The sequence below is a fragment of the Actinocorallia lasiicapitis genome, assembly GCF_054778695.1.
This window is the reverse complement of record NZ_BAAGZI010000115.1, coordinates 1-15,274: the sequence shown is the minus strand read 5'-3', so window position 1 is coordinate 15,274 and position 15,274 is coordinate 1. Positions and strand designations below refer to the sequence as shown.

Annotated in this window: 17 protein-coding genes; 8 read left to right on the top strand and 9 right to left on the bottom strand. The window is 69.9% G+C overall.

Annotation, left to right across the window (positions count from 1 at the left end):
• Positions 1–383, top strand: a 383-nt coding sequence (locus ACYVE7_RS15405; RefSeq protein ID WP_460365374.1) for a PucR family transcriptional regulator, incomplete at its 5' end; no start/stop codon positions are given.
• A gap of 87 nt (positions 384–470) precedes the next feature.
• Here the strand turns inward: ACYVE7_RS15405 and ACYVE7_RS15400 are convergent.
• The 4 genes from ACYVE7_RS15400 to ACYVE7_RS15385 are packed head-to-tail and all read right to left on the bottom strand — an operon-like array spanning position 471 to position 3,892.
• On the bottom strand, positions 471–1,262 hold the full coding sequence (locus tag ACYVE7_RS15400; RefSeq protein WP_460365373.1) for an ABC transporter permease: 792 nt from the start codon (positions 1,260–1,262) through the stop codon (positions 471–473).
• Positions 1,259–2,068, bottom strand: coding sequence for an ABC transporter permease (locus ACYVE7_RS15395; RefSeq protein ID WP_460365372.1), 810 nt, complete (start codon positions 2,066–2,068; stop codon positions 1,259–1,261). Before ACYVE7_RS15395 ends, ACYVE7_RS15400 begins: the two co-directional genes overlap by 4 nt.
• On the bottom strand, positions 2,065–2,850 hold the full coding sequence (locus ACYVE7_RS15390; RefSeq protein WP_460365371.1) for an ABC transporter ATP-binding protein: 786 nt from the start codon (positions 2,848–2,850) through the stop codon (positions 2,065–2,067). Before ACYVE7_RS15390 ends, ACYVE7_RS15395 begins: the two co-directional genes overlap by 4 nt.
• On the bottom strand, positions 2,840–3,892 hold the full coding sequence (locus tag ACYVE7_RS15385) for an ABC transporter substrate-binding protein (protein WP_460365375.1): 1,053 nt from the start codon (positions 3,890–3,892) through the stop codon (positions 2,840–2,842). The genes ACYVE7_RS15390 and ACYVE7_RS15385 overlap by 11 nt, the downstream gene beginning before the upstream one ends.
• Before the next feature lie 194 nt (positions 3,893–4,086).
• Between ACYVE7_RS15385 and ACYVE7_RS15380 the strand changes: the two genes are divergently transcribed.
• On the top strand, positions 4,087–4,860 hold the full coding sequence (locus tag ACYVE7_RS15380; protein WP_460365370.1) for an EI24 domain-containing protein: 774 nt from the start codon (positions 4,087–4,089) through the stop codon (positions 4,858–4,860).
• Between the two features lie 355 nt (positions 4,861–5,215).
• Here ACYVE7_RS15380 and ACYVE7_RS15375 read toward each other — a convergent pair whose 3' ends face one another.
• The gene (locus ACYVE7_RS15375) at positions 5,216–6,019 is read right to left on the bottom strand and encodes an enoyl-CoA hydratase (protein ID WP_460365369.1); all 804 of its coding nucleotides are present in this window, start codon (positions 6,017–6,019) and stop codon (positions 5,216–5,218) included.
• A 21-nt stretch (positions 6,020–6,040) separates the two neighbouring features.
• On the bottom strand, positions 6,041–7,150 hold the full coding sequence (locus tag ACYVE7_RS15370) for a benzoate/H(+) symporter BenE family transporter (RefSeq protein WP_460365368.1): 1,110 nt from the start codon (positions 7,148–7,150) through the stop codon (positions 6,041–6,043).
• Positions 7,151–7,627: 477 nt separating this feature from the next.
• Between ACYVE7_RS15370 and ACYVE7_RS15365 the strand changes: the two genes are divergently transcribed.
• Positions 7,628–8,188 carry a helix-turn-helix domain-containing protein gene (locus tag ACYVE7_RS15365; protein ID WP_460365367.1) on the top strand — a complete coding sequence of 187 codons (561 nt, stop codon included), beginning with the start codon at positions 7,628–7,630 and terminating at the stop codon, positions 8,186–8,188.
• Between the two features lie 31 nt (positions 8,189–8,219).
• Here the strand turns inward: ACYVE7_RS15365 and ACYVE7_RS15360 are convergent, their stop codons facing one another.
• The 3 genes from ACYVE7_RS15360 to add form a co-directional block, all read right to left on the bottom strand.
• Entirely contained in the window at positions 8,220–8,465 is a 246-nt protein-coding gene (locus ACYVE7_RS15360; RefSeq protein ID WP_460365366.1) for a type B 50S ribosomal protein L31, read from the bottom strand.
• A 208-nt stretch (positions 8,466–8,673) separates the two neighbouring features.
• Complete coding sequence (locus tag ACYVE7_RS15355; RefSeq protein WP_460365365.1) at positions 8,674–9,696, bottom strand: isopenicillin N synthase family dioxygenase; 1,023 nt, start codon at positions 9,694–9,696, stop codon at positions 8,674–8,676.
• Positions 9,693–10,706, bottom strand: coding sequence for an adenosine deaminase (gene add, locus ACYVE7_RS15350; protein ID WP_460365364.1), 1,014 nt, complete (start codon positions 10,704–10,706; stop codon positions 9,693–9,695). Before add ends, ACYVE7_RS15355 begins: the two co-directional genes overlap by 4 nt.
• A 147-nt stretch (positions 10,707–10,853) precedes the next feature.
• Between add and ACYVE7_RS15345 the strand changes: the two genes are divergently transcribed.
• From ACYVE7_RS15345 to ACYVE7_RS15325, 5 genes are all read left to right on the top strand, one after another.
• Complete coding sequence (locus ACYVE7_RS15345) at positions 10,854–11,546, top strand: polyamine aminopropyltransferase (RefSeq protein ID WP_460365363.1); 693 nt, start codon at positions 10,854–10,856, stop codon at positions 11,544–11,546.
• Positions 11,543–12,349 (top strand): hypothetical protein, encoded by an 807-nt coding sequence (locus ACYVE7_RS15340; RefSeq protein ID WP_460365362.1) that lies wholly within the window; start codon positions 11,543–11,545, stop codon positions 12,347–12,349. The genes ACYVE7_RS15345 and ACYVE7_RS15340 overlap by 4 nt, the downstream gene beginning before the upstream one ends.
• Before the next feature lie 8 nt (positions 12,350–12,357).
• Positions 12,358–14,457, top strand: a complete 2,100-nt coding sequence (locus ACYVE7_RS15335) for a carbon starvation CstA family protein (protein ID WP_460365361.1) — start codon at positions 12,358–12,360, stop codon at positions 14,455–14,457.
• Positions 14,454–14,621, top strand: a complete 168-nt coding sequence (locus ACYVE7_RS15330) for a CstA-like transporter-associated (seleno)protein (protein ID WP_460365360.1) — start codon at positions 14,454–14,456, stop codon at positions 14,619–14,621. The genes ACYVE7_RS15335 and ACYVE7_RS15330 overlap by 4 nt, the downstream gene beginning before the upstream one ends.
• A 41-nt stretch (positions 14,622–14,662) precedes the next feature.
• A partial coding sequence (locus tag ACYVE7_RS15325; protein WP_460365359.1) for a hypothetical protein occupies positions 14,663–15,274 on the top strand: 612 nt, incomplete at its 3' end.

Genomic DNA, 15,274 nt, shown 5'->3' with positions numbered 1-15,274 from the left:
GGCTGTCGGGGGCGCTGAGCGAAGCCCGGCACGCGCACTCCTTCGCGGCCGAGCGGCCCGGACGGGCCCGGGTCGTCGGCGGCGCCGAGCTCGTCTCCCACGATCTGCTGCTGGCCGCGCTGCCCACGGCCGCCAAGCGGGCGTTCGCCGACCGGCTGCTCGCCCCGCTGATCGCCTACGACGCCACCCACAAGGCCGACCTGCTGCGGACCCTGGAGGCGTTCCTGGCCTGCGACGGCTCCTGGACGCGCTGCGCGTCGGTCATGCACGTGCACGTCAACACGTTGCGGTACCGGGTGAAGCGGATCTCCGATCTGACCGGCCGCGACCTCGACGTCTTCACCGACCGCGTCGACTTCCATCTCGCGCTGCGCCTGCGCTGACCCGCCGGAACAGAAGAAGCCGGAACAGAAGAAGCCCGTGAGCCGAGACGGCCCACGGGCTTCTTCCGGGAGGAGGGACAGAGAGTCTCAGCGGCGGGTCGGCGTCGGCCCGTAACGGGACAGGACGAACGCCTCCGCGATCCCGATCAGGGAGTAGGCGATCAGCGAGGTCAGGGTGATCACGACCACGGAGGTCCACAGGTCGTCCGACTCGAAGGTGCTGACGTCCTGCAGCATCCGGTAGCCGAGCCCCTTGCCGGTGGCGAGCCACTCGGCGAGCAGCGCCCCGATCATCGCGCCGGGCGCGGAGATCCGGGCCGAGGTGAAGAACGAGGGCAGTGCGGTCGGGATCATCACCTTGCGGAGCGTGGTCCAGGTGCCGCCGCCGTACGCGCGGATCAGATCGGCGGTCTGCGGGCTGGCCGAACGGAGCCCGAACACCAGGTTGACCAGCGCGGGGAAGAACACCACGATCCCGCAGATGACGGTCGTCGCGAGCTGTTCGCGGCCGAAGACCAGGGTCAGCACCGGCGTCATCGCGACCAGCGGCACCGAACGCATGATCATCGCGACGGGCAGGAACGCCTGCTCGGCCGTCCTGGACAGGACGAACACCATCGCGACCACGGCCGCGCCCACCAGCCCGGCGACCATGCCGAGACCGGCGTCCACCAGGGTGATCTTCAACCCGTCCCAGACGATCGCCCGGTGCTCGCCGGCCGCGTCGCCGGAGAACAGATAGGCCCACACGTCCGACGGGGTGCGCACGACCATCGGGTTGATCGAGAAGTACTCGATGAACGCGATCCACGCGGCCAGCACCAGCGCCAGGGAGACCCCGATCGACAGGAGCGTCCCGGAGACCCTACGAACGATCATGACGCGCGCTCCCACGGGGTGACGATCCGGGCGGTCAGCGCGACGACGGCGTAACCCGCCCCGGCCAGCGCGCCCGCGACCAGGGCTACGCCCCAGGTACGTTCGGTCTCGACCTGCTGCTGCGCGACGACCATCGCCAGCCCCAGACCCCGGTCGACCCGGCCCAGGAACTCACCGATGATCGCACCGAGCACCGCCGACGGAGCGGCGATCTTCAGCGCGGCGAACGACGACGGCAGCGCCGCGATCAGCCGCACCCTGATGAGCTGCTGCCAGCGTCCGCCCCCGTAAGCCTGGACCAGCTCCAGACTGGTCCGGTCGGCGGCGCGCAGCCCCGTCAGCACCCCGATCAGGGTCGTGAACAGCACCTGCAGCGCCGACATCGCGACCATCGGGGTGTCGCCGTCCAGGACGATCGTCAGGATCGGGCCGACCGCGATCACCGGCAGGCAGTACGAGGCCACACCGATCTGCATGATGACCCGCTCCAGCGGCGGCACCAGGACGACCGTCGCGGCCAGCACGAACGCGATGAGGTTGCCCCAGAAGAAGCCGCGCAGCGCCTCCCATCCCGTGCCCCGCAGATGCGGGCCGTAGAAGCCCCAGCCGTCCTCGGCGAGCTGCCCGAACGTGCCCTGCGGCGACGCGACGGCGCCCCCGGAGACCACGAACGACGCCACCTCCCAGACCACCAGCATCCCCGCGATCCCGCCGGCCGCCGCCAGCAGCCTGCGGTCGCGCAGCACCCCGGCCAGGCGGGCACCCGAGCCGCCCTGCTCGGAAGCCTTCTCCACGACGGCCGTCATCCGAGCTCCGGGCCGAACAGCAGCTCGGAGAGCTTGTCCTGGTAGGCGTGGAACTCCTGCGTGCGCAGCACCTCGGGGGAGCGCGGCCGCGGCAGCTCGATCGGCACCTCCGCGATGATCCGGCCGGGACGCGGCGACATCACGGCCACCACGTCCGACAGGAACACCGCCTCGGAGATGCTGTGCGTGACCAGCAGCGTGGTCACCGCACGCTCCGTCCAGATCCGCTGGAGCTCCAGATTGAGGCGCTGGCGCGTCATGTCGTCGAGCGCGCCGAACGGCTCGTCCAGCAGCAGGACCTGCGGCTCGACGACCAGGGCGCGCGCGATCGCCACCCGCTGGCGCATCCCGCCCGACAACTGGGCGGGACGGGCCTTCTCGAAGCCCTCCAGACCGACCAGCTTGATCAGGTCGTCGATCTGGTTCTTGCCCGGCTTGATCCCGGCGACCTCCAGGGGGAGGCGGATGTTGGCCGTGACCGTCCGCCAGGGCAGGAGCGCCGAATCCTGGAACGCGATGCCCAGATGGTGCTTGTCGCGGGCGACCGAAGGGGCCTCGCCGTGCAGACGGGTCTGGCCCGCCGTCGGGGTCTCCAGACCGGCGAGGATGCGCAGGATCGTCGACTTGCCGCAGCCCGACGGGCCCAGCAGGGTCAGGAAGGAGCCCGGCGGGGTCCGCAGGTCGACACCGTCCAGCGCGGTGACGGACCTGCGGCCCAGCTTGAACTCCTTGGTGAGACCGGTCAGATCGATCCCACCGACGGGAGCGGTGCTATCCGACAAGAGACGGGTCTTCCTTGTAGACCTCGGCGAGCAGCGAGAGGTCGAAGAGCTTGTCGGCCGTGATGTCGAAACCCGCCACCTTGAGGGTCTCGATGTTCTTGGCGACCAGCTCGTCGGTGATCGTGAACAGGCCGTTCTTCTTGGTGTCCTCGGTGTAGATGAGGACGTTCTCGTCCTTGGACTCCAGGGTCTGCTCCTCGACGGTGAGGCCCAGATCCTTGCCGTACACCTCGGCGGCGAGCTTCGCGCCCAGCGCCGGGTCCTTGATGTTCTCCTTCCAGCCGCGGATCTCCGCCCGCAGGAAGGCCTTCAGCGCGGCGCGCCGCTCCTTGATGGTCTTGTCGGCGACCACGTACACCTCGCTGACCAGTGGGTAGGACTGGTCGGCGAACAGGAAGGTCTCGACCTTGTGGCCCTTCAGGCGCAGCGCGTTCGGCTCGTTGGTGATGAACGACATCCAGCCGTCGACCTCGCCGCGGGTCAGCGGGGTCGGGTCGAACTGCACCGGCACCTTGTTGACCGACTTGGGGTCGATGTTGTTGGCCTTGAGGAACGCCGCCCAGATCGCCTCGTTCGTCGCCTGGACGCCGATCTTCTTGCCGATCATGTCCTGGGCGCTCTTGATCGGCTTGTCGGCCATCGACAGGATCGCGAACGGGTTCTTCTGGTACTGAGCGCCGATGATCTTGAGTTGGGCGCCCTTCAGGATGGCCGCGGCCGCCGTGTCCGGCGCCGAGATGCCGACCATCGCCTTGCCGCTCAGCACGTCGGTCTCCGCGGGCGTCGCCGTGGGGCCGCCGCCGATCAGCTCGAACGAGGAGAAGCCCTCCTCCTTGTAGTAGCCGTTGGTGTCGGCGATGTAGGAGCCCGCGAACTCCACGTTCTTCACCCACGAGAACCGGATGCTGCCCGCCCCGATCTCACCGGCCGCCGTTTTCGTGGGCTCGTCGTCGCCGCAGGCGGCGAGCAGGGGGGCGGCCACGATCAGGCCGGAGGCGAGCAGGCCGCCGCGCAGCAGCGCGCGCCGGTCGAGGTCATACATCACGAGGGATCTCCGATCGGGGGGTGTGGGTCCAGCTCCAGCTCCCCAGCGACCGTAAGGAGGCCCTGTTGCGGGCAATCGCTCCCGGTAGTTTCTGACGTGTTTCGCTTTGTTCACTTTTGTAGGGTCCGACAGCTGTTGTCGGGTACCGCTCCACCCTCCTTGGTGGAATCGTTCAAGTAGGATCATCGGCGATGAAGGGTTTGTTCTCGGGCGTACGTTTTCTCGCGCGCGGCTTCGCCTGGTGCGCCGCGCGTCCTCAGCAATGGCTGTTCGGGCTGATCCCCGCGCTGATCGCGGCCGTCCTGTTCGGTGCGCTGCTGACCATGCTGGCGTTCCAGGCCGACGACCTCGCGGCCTTCGCCACCCCGTTCGCCGACGACTGGTCGTCCGGCGGACGCGACACGCTGCGCCTGCTCGCGGCCGTCCTGCTGTTCGGGCTCGGCGGGCTGCTGAGCGTCATCCTGTTCACGGCCGTCACGCTGCTGATCGGCGAACCGTTCTACGAGGCGCTCTCGGGACGGGTGGAGGAATCCGAAGGCGGCGCCCCGCCGGCTCCCGACGTCCCGCTGTGGCGGCAGGCCGTCCGCGCGGTCCGCGACACCCTGATCCTCGGGGTCATCGCCACGCTCTTCGCCGTCGCCTTCTTCTTCCTCGGCTTCATCCCCGTCGTGGGCCAGACCGTCATCCCGGTCCTCGCCGCCCTGGTCACCGGCTACTTCCTCACCGGGGAGCTCACCTCCATCGCGCTGGACCGCCGCTCCTACACGCGCAAGGAACGCTTCGCCCTCCTCAAGGCGAACCGCTTCCCCACCCTCGCCTTCGGCCTCCCCCTGGTACTCCTTTTCCTCATCCCCTTCGGCGCCGTCCTCTTCATGCCCCCCGCCATAGCCGCCGCCACCCTCTACGCCCGCTCCCTCACCCCCACACCCCCGCCGAAAACCCTCACCCCACCACCCATGGCCTAGCCGCCCGCCGAACCTCCGTCCCCCTACGCGACACGCAGACACGCGGACTTGTCCTCATCCACCACCCGAAACCAGACCGACTCCCTTGTCGGGGCCCCGAGGCACGCACCTCGCGAACTCTGTCGCCACTCACCAGCCGAACCAAGCCGGCTTCCCTGCCCGGATCCTGAGGCACGCCCCCGACGCCGCCCCCCACAGATTCACGAGACGCGGCCAGGCCGTATCTTCCGACTCGCCGCTCATCCTCCAGGCGAGATCTGTGAGTCGGGTCATCCTCCGGGTGGGGCTCTGGGGGGTCATCCTCCGGGTGGGGTTCGTGGGGCGGGTCTTGTGGGGTGGGGTTCGTGGGGCGTGGTCAGTCGCGGTAGTGGGGTGGGCGGGATTCGCGGCGGGCTCGGGTGGCTTCTTCGAAGTTGCGGGTGGTGAGGCGGACGAAGAGCTGGGCCTGGCCTTCGGCTTCCATGTGGGAGTGGAGGTTGGAGGCGTCCAGGCCCGACCAGAGCATCCGCTTGGTGAGCTCTGTGCCGACCTGGCTGTAGGCGGCGATCCGTTCGGCCAGGTCGTAGCAGGCATCGAGCAGCTTGTCGTCGGGGAGGGTGCGGGAGACCAAGCCGATGGAGGCGGCTTCGGCGGCGTCGACGTCGCGGCCCGAAAGCATGATCTCGAAGGAGCGGCTGGAGCCGATGGCACGGGGCAGCAGATAGGACAGGCCGAGCTCGCTGGCGGTGAGGCCGTTGTTGATCCCGGCGGCCCGGAAGTACGCGGACTCGGCGGCCAGCCGGATGTCGGTGGCCATGGACAGGCAGAAACCGCCGCCGATCGCCGGACCGTTGATCGCGCCGATCACCGGCTGGTGCGCTTTGCGCAGGCTGAGGATGACGTCGTCCAGCAGCCCCATCGACCGGCGCGCGATCGACGGGACGGTCAGACCGTCGATGTTCGGGATCGGCCCCGGGCTCTCCAGGTCGGCGCCCGAGCAGAACCCGCGCCCGGCGCCTGTCAGCACGATGACACGGGTCCCGTTGTCGGCGCTGACCCGCTCCACGGCCTCCCGCAGCGGGATCATCACCTCGAACGCCATCGCGTTCATCCGCTCGGGCCGGTTCAACATGATCCGCGTGACCCGCGGCCGAGGCTGGTCGACCACCACAAAGTCCATTCCGCGACAGTAGAACGTGTTCTATTTTCTCGCAAGGCTCCTTCCCGGCCTCGTCCACCGGTAGACGAGACCTGCGACCAGCCCCCAGAACGGCGCGCCGATGCCGAGGAGGGCGACGCCCGAGGCCGCCACCGCGAACGTGATCACGGACTCCTCCCGGGTGCCCGGATCGGCGACGGCCGTCTGCAGCGCTGACGCCAGCGCGGCGAGCAGTGCCAGCCCCGCCACCGTCTCGATCAGCAGCGGCGACGACAGCAGGGTGACGGCGAGCCCCGAGGTCAGGCCGAGGAAGAGGTACAGGGTTCCGCCGGTCACCGAGGCGATCCACCGCCGGTCGCGGTCGGGATGGGCGTCGGGGGAGGCCCCGAGCGCCGCCGTGATCGCCGCCAGATTGATCGCGTGGCCGCCGAATGGCGCGCCGAGCACCGTCCCCACCCCTGTGGTGGTCAGGATCGGCCGTAGTGGCGGCCGGTACCCGTTGGCGGCCAGCACACCCATGCCCGGGACGTTCTGCGAGGCCATCGTCACCACGAACAGCGGGATCGCGATCCCGATCACCGCCGCCACGGAGAGCTGCGGAACGGTGAACACGGGTGCCGGCCAGGACACTGCGCCGGGTGTGCCCGTCAGCAGGATCGCCGCACCGGCCACTAGTAGCGCCGCGGGCACCGACCACCGCCGTGTCCGCTCGAATCTGGCGAGCACCGCCCAGGTCGCGATGATCGGCAGCGCCGATCCCGGCAGTTCCGCCACGGCTTTGACGGGTGCCACGCACAGCGGCAGCAGCACCCCGGCCAGCATCGCCGAGGCCATCGGCACCGGGATCGCGGCGAGCGCCCGTTCCAGCCGCTTCGACAGCCCCGCCACCACGATCAGCACCCCGGTGACCGCGAACGCCCCGATCGCGTCCCGGTAGCCGACCCCGTCGACGGTCACGAGCAGCGCCGCCCCCGGCGTCGACCACGCGATCGAGATCGGCATCCGGTAGCGCACCCCCAGAACGATCGCGGCGATCCCCATCGTCACCGACAGCGCCAGCAGCCCCGACGCCGCCTGCCGGTCATCCGCCCCGACCGCCCGCAACCCCGCCAGGACGACGGCGAACGAACTCGCGAACCCCACGACCGCCATGACCACCCCGGCCCCCACCGGCTGCCCCCACCCCGCCCCACGCCCGCCACCACCCTCCCCACCGAGAACGACCCCCTGCCCGGCCCGCGGCCCTCCGGCCTGCGGCCCGGCTTGTAGCGGTCCGGCCTGCGGTGCGGAGGCCTGTCCGGTCTCTGGTGCGGCCTGCGGTCCGGCTTGTGGTGGTGAGGGCTGCGGTGTGGTCTGCGGTGGTGCGGCCTGCGGTGCGGTCCCCTCGGTCTGTGGTGGTGCGGTCTGTGGTGGTGTGGCTCGTTGTCTGGTCTGTGGTCCGGGCTGTGGGGGCCCGGCTCGCTGTCTGGCGTGGGGTTCCGTCTGGGGTTCGGGAGGGGTGGGGAGGTGGGGTGGATCGGTCATGGGGGGCTCGCTGGGTGTGAGGGTTTGGAGTGTTCCGTAAATGGAACAGTAGAGGGTGGCGGCGTGTTCCGCAAACGGAACACTGATTGGTGGGAGATTGGGAGGGTGCAGTCGTATGTTGAGGAAACCTTCGCGGAGCAGATCGGGCGTCGTGTGCGGCGGTTGCGCCGGGAGCGGGGCTTGTCGCTGTCGGAGCTGGCGCAGCGGGCCGGGGTCGGGAAGGCGACTCTGTCCGGTGTCGAGGCGGGCACACGGAACCCGACCTTGGAGACCTTGTACGCGATCGCCGCGCAGCTCGAGGTGCATCTGGCGGCGGTGCTCACCGAGCCGGGGCCCGTGCGGGAGCCCGTCGAGCTGCTGCGGGGCGAGGCCGTCTCCGGGCTGCTCCTGGACACCTTCGAGGACTCGGGGGCGGTCACCGAGCTCTACCGGCTCACGATCAGGCCGGGGCGTGTGCAGGTCTCACCGGCGCATCCGGTGGGCGTCACCGAGCACCTCACGGTCTTCACGGGCACCGCCCGCGTCGGCCCGCAGAGCTCGCCGCTGCTGCTCAGGGCGGGGGAGTACGGCGTCTGGACTTCCGACGTGCCGCACATCTACGCGACGGCGGACGACGAGGAGGTGCAGGCCTCGCTCGTCATCCGCCATCCGGCGCCCTCGCGTTGAGGGGCCGATCGGTCTGCTTCCGGCCGGCGCTCTACTTCTGGCCGTAGCGCTGCTTGAAGCGCTCGACACGGCCGGCGGTGTCCAGCACGCGTCCCTTGCCCGTGTAGAACGGGTGGCTCTGCGAAGAGACGTCCACGTCGATCAGCGGGTAGGTCTTGCCATCCTCCCACTCGATCGTCTGGTCACTCGTGGCCGTCGAACGCGTCAGGAACGCGAAGTCCGCGCTCCGGTCCCGGAAGACGACCGGCCGGTACTCGGGGTGAATGCCCTTCCTCACAGCGACTCCTCTCGCGACTGAAGCTGTCGCGCCCTACAGCGCCGCCACCTCCCCGTTTGTTCCCGTATCCGAGGTGTCTGTTCCCGCATCTGAGGCTTCGCGCCCGGCCGGACCTCGCCCCTGGCCGTCCGATCCCGGGCACTCAGGGGTGGGTGTTGCGGGTCCGGGTGGCTTCCCGGCGGGCCGAGGGGTCGCGGATCCCGGGCTTTCAGGGGCGGGCGTTGCGGGCTCGGGTGGCCTCCCGACGGGCCGAAGGGTTGGGGATTCCGGCGCGGGAGCCGGCGAGCTTGGCGCTGATGTGGTCGGCGACGGTGATCGGCGGGTATTTCGGGGCGTCGGTGAGGCAGGACGGAAGGGTGGTGATCAGGGCGTCGATGTTGCCGTCGTGGAAGTAGGCGGCCGAGCGGCGCCGCTGGACGGCGCCGTCCACGACGGGCGGCATGACACGGTGCAGGGTCGACAGCCAGCGCTCGTTGGTCCAGCGGGCCATCAGATCGCCCAGGTTGACGAGCAGCGCGCCCTCCGCCGGCATGACGTCGTGCCAGATCCGGTCGGGCCCGAGCACCTGCAGTCCGGGGATGCGGTCCGCCCAGAGCACCGTGCAGATGCCGTAGTCGGTGTGGGCGCCCATTCCGGTCAGCGGGCCGTCGAGGTCGACGAGCCCGGGCGGCAGCGCGTAGTTGTTCATCCGCAGGACGTCCAGCGAATGGTCGGTGAAGGCGGTGAAGAAGCCGGGTTCCAGGTCGAGCGCGTCGGCGAACACCGTGGTGAGGGTCCGCGCGACCCGTGCGGCCTGGCCGAAGTACGCTTCGACGGCTTTGCGGTAGCGGGGCAGCAGCGGCCAGATGTTCTCGGCGTAGTCGTCGGCGGGCAGCGTCAGATCCGGGTAGGTCGAGGCGGGCACCCCCACGTTGAACGCCTCGAAGAAGTCGTTCATCCGGTCGGCCGATTCGACGCCGAGCGACAGCGAGAGCGACTCGCTCTTGGGCGGCGTGTACCCACGGTTGATCCGCGCGGGCGCCCGGTAGCCCTTCTTGACGTCGAGCGGCAGCCCGAAGAACGCGTCGAGCGCCTCCGCGAACTCCGCGATCACCGGGTCCGGTACCCCATGCCCGACGATCTGGACGAACCCCACCGAGGCGCACGCCCGGTCGAGCTCCTGAGCCGTCTGCGCGGAGGCCCGTCCCGCGACATAAGCGGAGATGTCGACGACGGGAACGGTGAAACTCATCCGGACTCCTCGAGCAGGGTGTGGGCGCGGCGCCGCAGCGCGGTCTTGTCGGTGTCGTCGAGCCAGCAGGCGTCGATCGCGGTGAAGGTGAACTCGGCCAGGTCGCGGGCGCTGTAGCCGAGCGCCCGCGACAGCACGGTGAAGTCGTTGGTGGGGTCGGTGCCGAACATCGGCGGGTCGTCGGAGTCGATGGTGATCCGCAGCCCGGCCCGGCGCATCCGGTCGATCAGCTCATGCGATCCGTCGCCGCCGCCCGAGTAGCGCCCGATGTCGGAGCTGACGGGCGTGCAGGTGAACGCGATCCCCTCGTCGACGCAGCGCCGCAGCACCTCCGGTGATCTGACCACGTGGTACCCGTGGTCGATCCGGGTGCAGTGCAGCTCGTCCAGCAGGATCTCGATGTTCCCCGGCGGCCCGGACTCCGAGTGGGCCGTCCGCCGCAGCCCGCCCTTCTCGGCCAGCCGGAACGCCTGAGCGAACAGTCTGGGCGGCCCGTTGACCTCCTCGTAGTCGAGCCCGATCCCGACGACCTCGTCGACCCGCTCGGCGATGACCGTCTCGACGAGCTCCTCGGCCTCGCGCGCCGACCGCTCCCGGTGCAGCGCGACGATCAGCCGGCTGTCGATGCCGCGGTCGGCCCGCGCCTCGTGCATCCCCGCCCTGATCCCGGCGAGCATCCGCCGGTACGGCACCCCGGGATGGGACGCGGGACTGATGAAGATCTCCCGGTAGAGGACGGTGTGGTCGGCGCCCCCGGCCGTCAGCGACTCGTAGGTCACCCGCCGGAAGTCGTCCTCGTCGCGGATCGCGGACCCGACGATGTCGTACACACGCAGGAACTCGCCGAGGTTCTCGTAGCTGGGGATGTCGTACAGGGAGCCGGCGTCCTTGGGCAGCACCACACCGTGCTTGCGTGCCAGGTCGACGGCCGTGGTCGCGCGCACCGAGCCGGTCAGATGGCAGTGCAGGCTCACCTTCGGCAGGGCCCGTGCCGACTGCTCAGTGATCATGGCGTTCAACTTCGGTCGCGGTCATGTCACCACGATGCACACACTGTTACACGTCAGTAAATGTCCGAATCAGTCCGAGGGATGGCCGGAGCGTGGCCATCGCGCGGCCGTCCGCACTGTCGGTCCGGGGCCGTACGATGCGTGACCATGGCACTGCGCTTCGAGGAACTCGACTGGAAACCGACGCCGATCGGTGAGATCAGCCTGCGGCGGCGCCGCGAACCCGTCCTCGACGTGGACGTCTACGAGATTAAGCTCGACGACGAGTATCTGATGTCGAGCCTGTTCACGGTCGCCGAGATCGCCCTGGCCGATCTGGGTCTGGCCCCCCTGATCGGCGACGGTTTCGACGTCATCGTCGGCGGTCTCGGTCTCGGCTACACCGCGAAGGCCGCGCTCGACCACCAGTCCGTGGCCACCCTGAAGGTCCTCGACACCCTCCCCGAAGTGATCGACTGGCACCGCCGCGGCCTGCTCCCGCTCGGCCCGTCCCTGACGGGCGATCGGCGCTGCGAACTCGTCCACGCCGACTTCTTCGCGGCGATCCGGGACGGCCTGGAGCATCCCGTCGACGCGATCCTGCTGGACGTCGACCATTCGCCCCGGCACGTCCTGCACCCCAGCCACGCCGACCTGTACACGCGCGACGGCCTGACCAGGCTCGCCGCCGACCTCAACGGCGACGGCGTGTTCGCCCTCTGGTCCAACGACCCGCCGGACGCCCCGTTCGTCTCCCTGCTGGAGGAGGTGTTTCCCCAGGTCGAAGCCCATGTGGTGGCGTTCCCCAACCATCTGCAGGGCCGTGAGTCGACCAACACGGTCTACGTGGCGCAGAAGTGATCCTCAGCCTGCTGGGCGCGCTGGCGGCGAGTGTCTGCTTCGGCGTGGCCACGGTGCTCCAGGCGCTGGCGGCCCGGCGTGCGCCCCGCTCGGAAGGGGTCGATCCGCGGCTGCTCGTCCGGCTGGCCGGTCAGGGCCTGTTCCTGAGCGGGCTCGCGCTCGATCTCGCCGGATTCGTTCTGGAGCTGGCGGCGCTGCGGTCGCTGCCGCTCTTCGTCGTGCAGGCGATCATCGCGGCGAACCTCGCGGTGACGGCCGTCGTCGCGTCGCGGGTGATGGGGTTGCGGCTGTCCCGTTCCGAGTGGATCGCGGTGGCCGTGGTCTGCGCCGGGCTGGCTCTGCTGGGTTCGTCGGCTGACAAGGAGTCGCCCGCGCACGTCGGCTCCGCGTTCGGATGGGCGCTCCTGGGGTCGGCCGCGGCGATCCTGCTGCTGGGGCTGGCCGCCGGACGGCTCCGCGGTGTCGCGCTCTCGCTGACGCTCGGCACCCTGGCCGGTCTGGGCTACGGTGTGGTCGCGATCGGCGCCCGCACGGCCACCGGGATCACCGATCCGGCCGCCTGGTCGGTGGCGCTGGCCGGCCTCGCCGCGCTCCTGCTGTACTCGACGGCCCTGCAGAAGGGCTCCGTGACGACCACGACCGCAGCGGTCGTCGTCGCCGAAACGGTGATACCGGCGGCCGTCGGCGTGGTGTTTCTGCACGATACGACCCGGTCCGGCCTCGCCCCGCTCGCCCTGGCCGGTTTCGCGCTGGCCGTCGCGGGCACGATCGCCCTCGCCCGCTTCGGAGAGCCCACCCCCTAGGAGCCGAGGTGCTGAGACAGCTTGCCGTCTGGGTTCCCGTCGCCGTGCTTGGCGCCGTCGCGTGGGCGGTGCTCGCGCTGGCGCGCGGCGAGGACGTGTCGGCCGTCTGGATCTTGTTCGCCGCGCTGGCCTCGTACGCGATCGCGTACCGGTTCTATTCGCGGTTCATCGTCCGGAAGGTCCTGCGGGTCGACGACACCCGCGCCACCCCGGCCGAGCTCAAGGAGAACGGCCACGACTTCCAGCCGACCGACCGGCGGGTCGTGTTCGGCCATCACTTCGCGGCGATCGCCGGAGCCGGGCCGCTGGTCGGGCCGGTCCTGGCCGCCCAGATGGGCTATCTGCCCGGCACGATCTGGATCATCGTTGGAGTGATCTTCGCGGGGGCCGTCCAGGACCTCGTCGTGCTGTTCTTCTCGATGCGCCGCGGCGGACGCAGCCTCGGCCAGCTCGCCCGCGACGAGATCGGTCCCGTCGGCGGTGCGGCCGCCCTGGTCGCCGTGTTGTCGATCATGGTGATTCTGCTGGCGGTGCTGGCGCTGGTCGTCGTCAACGCGCTCAAGGGTTCGCCCTGGGGCACCTTCTCGATCGTGATGACGGTGCCGATCGCGCTGTTCATGGGCTGCTACCTGCGGTTCCTGCGACCAGGCCGGATCATGGAGATCTCGGTGATCGGCGCGGCGCTGCTCGTGCTCGCCGTGTTCGGCGGCCGCTGGGTCTCCGAGTCGGGCTGGGCCGACGCGTTCACCTGGTCACCGCAGACCCTCACTCTCGTGCTCATCGGCTACGGTTTTGTGGCCTCGGTGCTACCCGTCTGGCTGCTGCTCGCGCCCCGCGACTACCTCAGCGCGTTCATGAAGGTCGGCGTGGTCGTCATGCTCGGGCTCGGCATCCTCGCCGCGAACCCCGTGCTCAAGACCGAGGCGGTCACCTCGTTCGCGCGGGACGGCAACGGCCCGGTCGTCGCCGGATCGCTGTTCCCGTTCGTGTTCATCACGATCGCGTGCGGCGCTCTGTCGGGCTTCCACGCCCTGATCTCCAGCGGCACGACCCCCAAACTGGTCGAGAAGGAATCCCAGATCCGGGTGATCGGCTACGGCGGGATGCTGACCGAGTCGTTTGTCGCGATCATGGCGCTGATCGCGGCGTGCGTCATCGATCCCGGGCTCTATTTCGCGATGAACATGCCGGGTACCGTCCTCGGCCCGACCCTGGAGTCCGCGTCCCAGGCCGTCGCGGCGATCGGCTTCAGCATCAGCCCCGAGCAGCTCGACGCCGCGGCAGGGAGCGTCGGCGAGACGACCCTCGTGGCGCGGAGCGGCGGCGCGCCGACCCTCGCCGTCGGGATCGCCGAACTGCTCTCCTCGACGCTCGGCTCCCAGGCGTTCTGGTACCACTTCGCGGTCATGTTCGAGGCGCTGTTCATCCTGACCACGGTCGACGCCGGCACCCGCGTCGGCCGGTTCATGCTCCAGGACACCATCGGCAACGTGTGGAAGAAGGCCGGCGACGTGAGCTGGAAGCCCAGCCTCTACGCGTCCAGCGCGATCGTCGTCGGCGCCTGGGGCTACTTCCTGTGGGCGGGCGTCAACGACCCGCTCGGCGGCATCAACCAGCTGTTCCCGCTGTTCGGCATCGCCAACCAGCTCCTCGCCGCGATCGCCCTCGCCGTCTGCACCACCCTGCTGATCAAGAGCGGCCGCGCGAAATACGCGTGGGTGACTCTCCTCCCACTCCTGTGGGACGTCGTCGTGACGCTCACCGCGTCCTGGCAGAAGGTCTTCTCCGGCGACGTCAAGGTCGGCTTCTTCGCCCAGCGCGAGCAGTTCCAGAACGCCCTCGACCAGGGGAAGACCTCGTTCGGCAGCGCCAAGAGCACCGACGAGATGCGGCAGGTCGTCACCAACGCCACCATCGACGGCGTGCTCGCCGCCTTCTTCGCGATCCTGGTCGTCATCGTCCTGGTCGACGCGGTCCGCGTCTGGATCAAGGCCCTGCGCACCCCGCAACCCACCTCGGAAGACCCGTACGTGAAGTCGAAACTCTGGGCGCCGTCCGGGCTGATCCCGACCCGGCAGGAGCGCGACCATCTGAAGAGCCTGCGATGAACTGGCGTGCGGCCTGGCGGCTGCTGCGCGACCTCACCGGCGATTCGGCCTACGAACGCTACGTCGCCCACACGACGGCCCGCCATCCGGACCGTCCCGTCCTGCCCGCGAAGGAGTTCTGGCGGGCCCGCACCGACGCCCACACCCCCCGCACCTGCTGCTGAAGGACACCCCGGTGTGACCTTCATGCCTCATATTCGTGTCCATGGGGCTGGACGGTTTTCCCGCCGGAACGACCTACGACAACACCTATTTCCTGTTCGTCGACGCCTGCGGCTACTCGCGGATCGTCGCCGACAACCCGCGTGACCTCGCCGGACGTGCGTTCGACCTGCTGCGCGGCTGGCTGGTCGACCGTTCGCGTGAACTGGCCGCCCGGTCCGGTTGCGCCCGCGCCGAACTGCGGAGCTGGCACGGCGACGGCGGGCTGCTGATCGTCCACGATGAACGGGAGAGCGCGGCCCGCGACGTCGCGCTCCAGATCGGCAGGGCGCTGCTCGACGACGGGCTGCCCTGGCTGCACTCCGTGCTCGCGCCGGACGGGTTCCGCGGCGAGGTCAGGCTCCGGATCGCCGTCCACAAGGGTCCGCTGCGGCTGCCGGGGCCCGCAGGGGAGGGCGCGCACTCGCCCGACCTGAACTTCGCCGCCCATCTGGAGCGGGTGACCCCGGCCAACGGGATGGCGATCTCGGCCGACGTCCATCGGACGGCGGGGCCGTTCGCGGACCTGTTCGTGCCGGTCGGGCCGTTCGAGGGACGCGAGGTCTACCTGCTCGGGCCCGCCGCGACCACCGACTGGCTGGCCGCGACCGCGCTG

Bases quoted from the DNA above. Each gene is read 5' to 3' on its own strand.
- ACYVE7_RS15400 (WP_460365373.1), bottom strand. From the start codon at position 1,262: ATGATCGTTCGTAGGGTCTCCGGGACGCTCCTGTCGATCGGGGTCTCC.
- ACYVE7_RS15395 (WP_460365372.1), bottom strand. From the start codon at position 2,068: ATGACGGCCGTCGTGGAGAAGGCTTCCGAGCAGGGCGGCTCGGGTGCC.
- ACYVE7_RS15385 (WP_460365375.1), bottom strand. From the start codon at position 3,892: ATGTATGACCTCGACCGGCGCGCGCTGCTGCGCGGCGGCCTGCTCGCC.
- ACYVE7_RS15380 (WP_460365370.1), top strand. From the start codon at position 4,087: ATGAAGGGTTTGTTCTCGGGCGTACGTTTTCTCGCGCGCGGCTTCGCC.
- ACYVE7_RS15375 (WP_460365369.1), bottom strand. From the start codon at position 6,019: ATGGACTTTGTGGTGGTCGACCAGCCTCGGCCGCGGGTCACGCGGATC.
- ACYVE7_RS15370 (WP_460365368.1), bottom strand. From the start codon at position 7,150: ATGGCGGTCGTGGGGTTCGCGAGTTCGTTCGCCGTCGTCCTGGCGGGG.
- ACYVE7_RS15355 (WP_460365365.1), bottom strand. From the start codon at position 9,696: ATGAGTTTCACCGTTCCCGTCGTCGACATCTCCGCTTATGTCGCGGGA.
- add (WP_460365364.1), bottom strand. From the start codon at position 10,706: ATGATCACTGAGCAGTCGGCACGGGCCCTGCCGAAGGTGAGCCTGCAC.
- ACYVE7_RS15345 (WP_460365363.1), top strand. From the start codon at position 10,854: ATGGCACTGCGCTTCGAGGAACTCGACTGGAAACCGACGCCGATCGGT.
- ACYVE7_RS15330 (WP_460365360.1), top strand. From the start codon at position 14,454: ATGAACTGGCGTGCGGCCTGGCGGCTGCTGCGCGACCTCACCGGCGAT.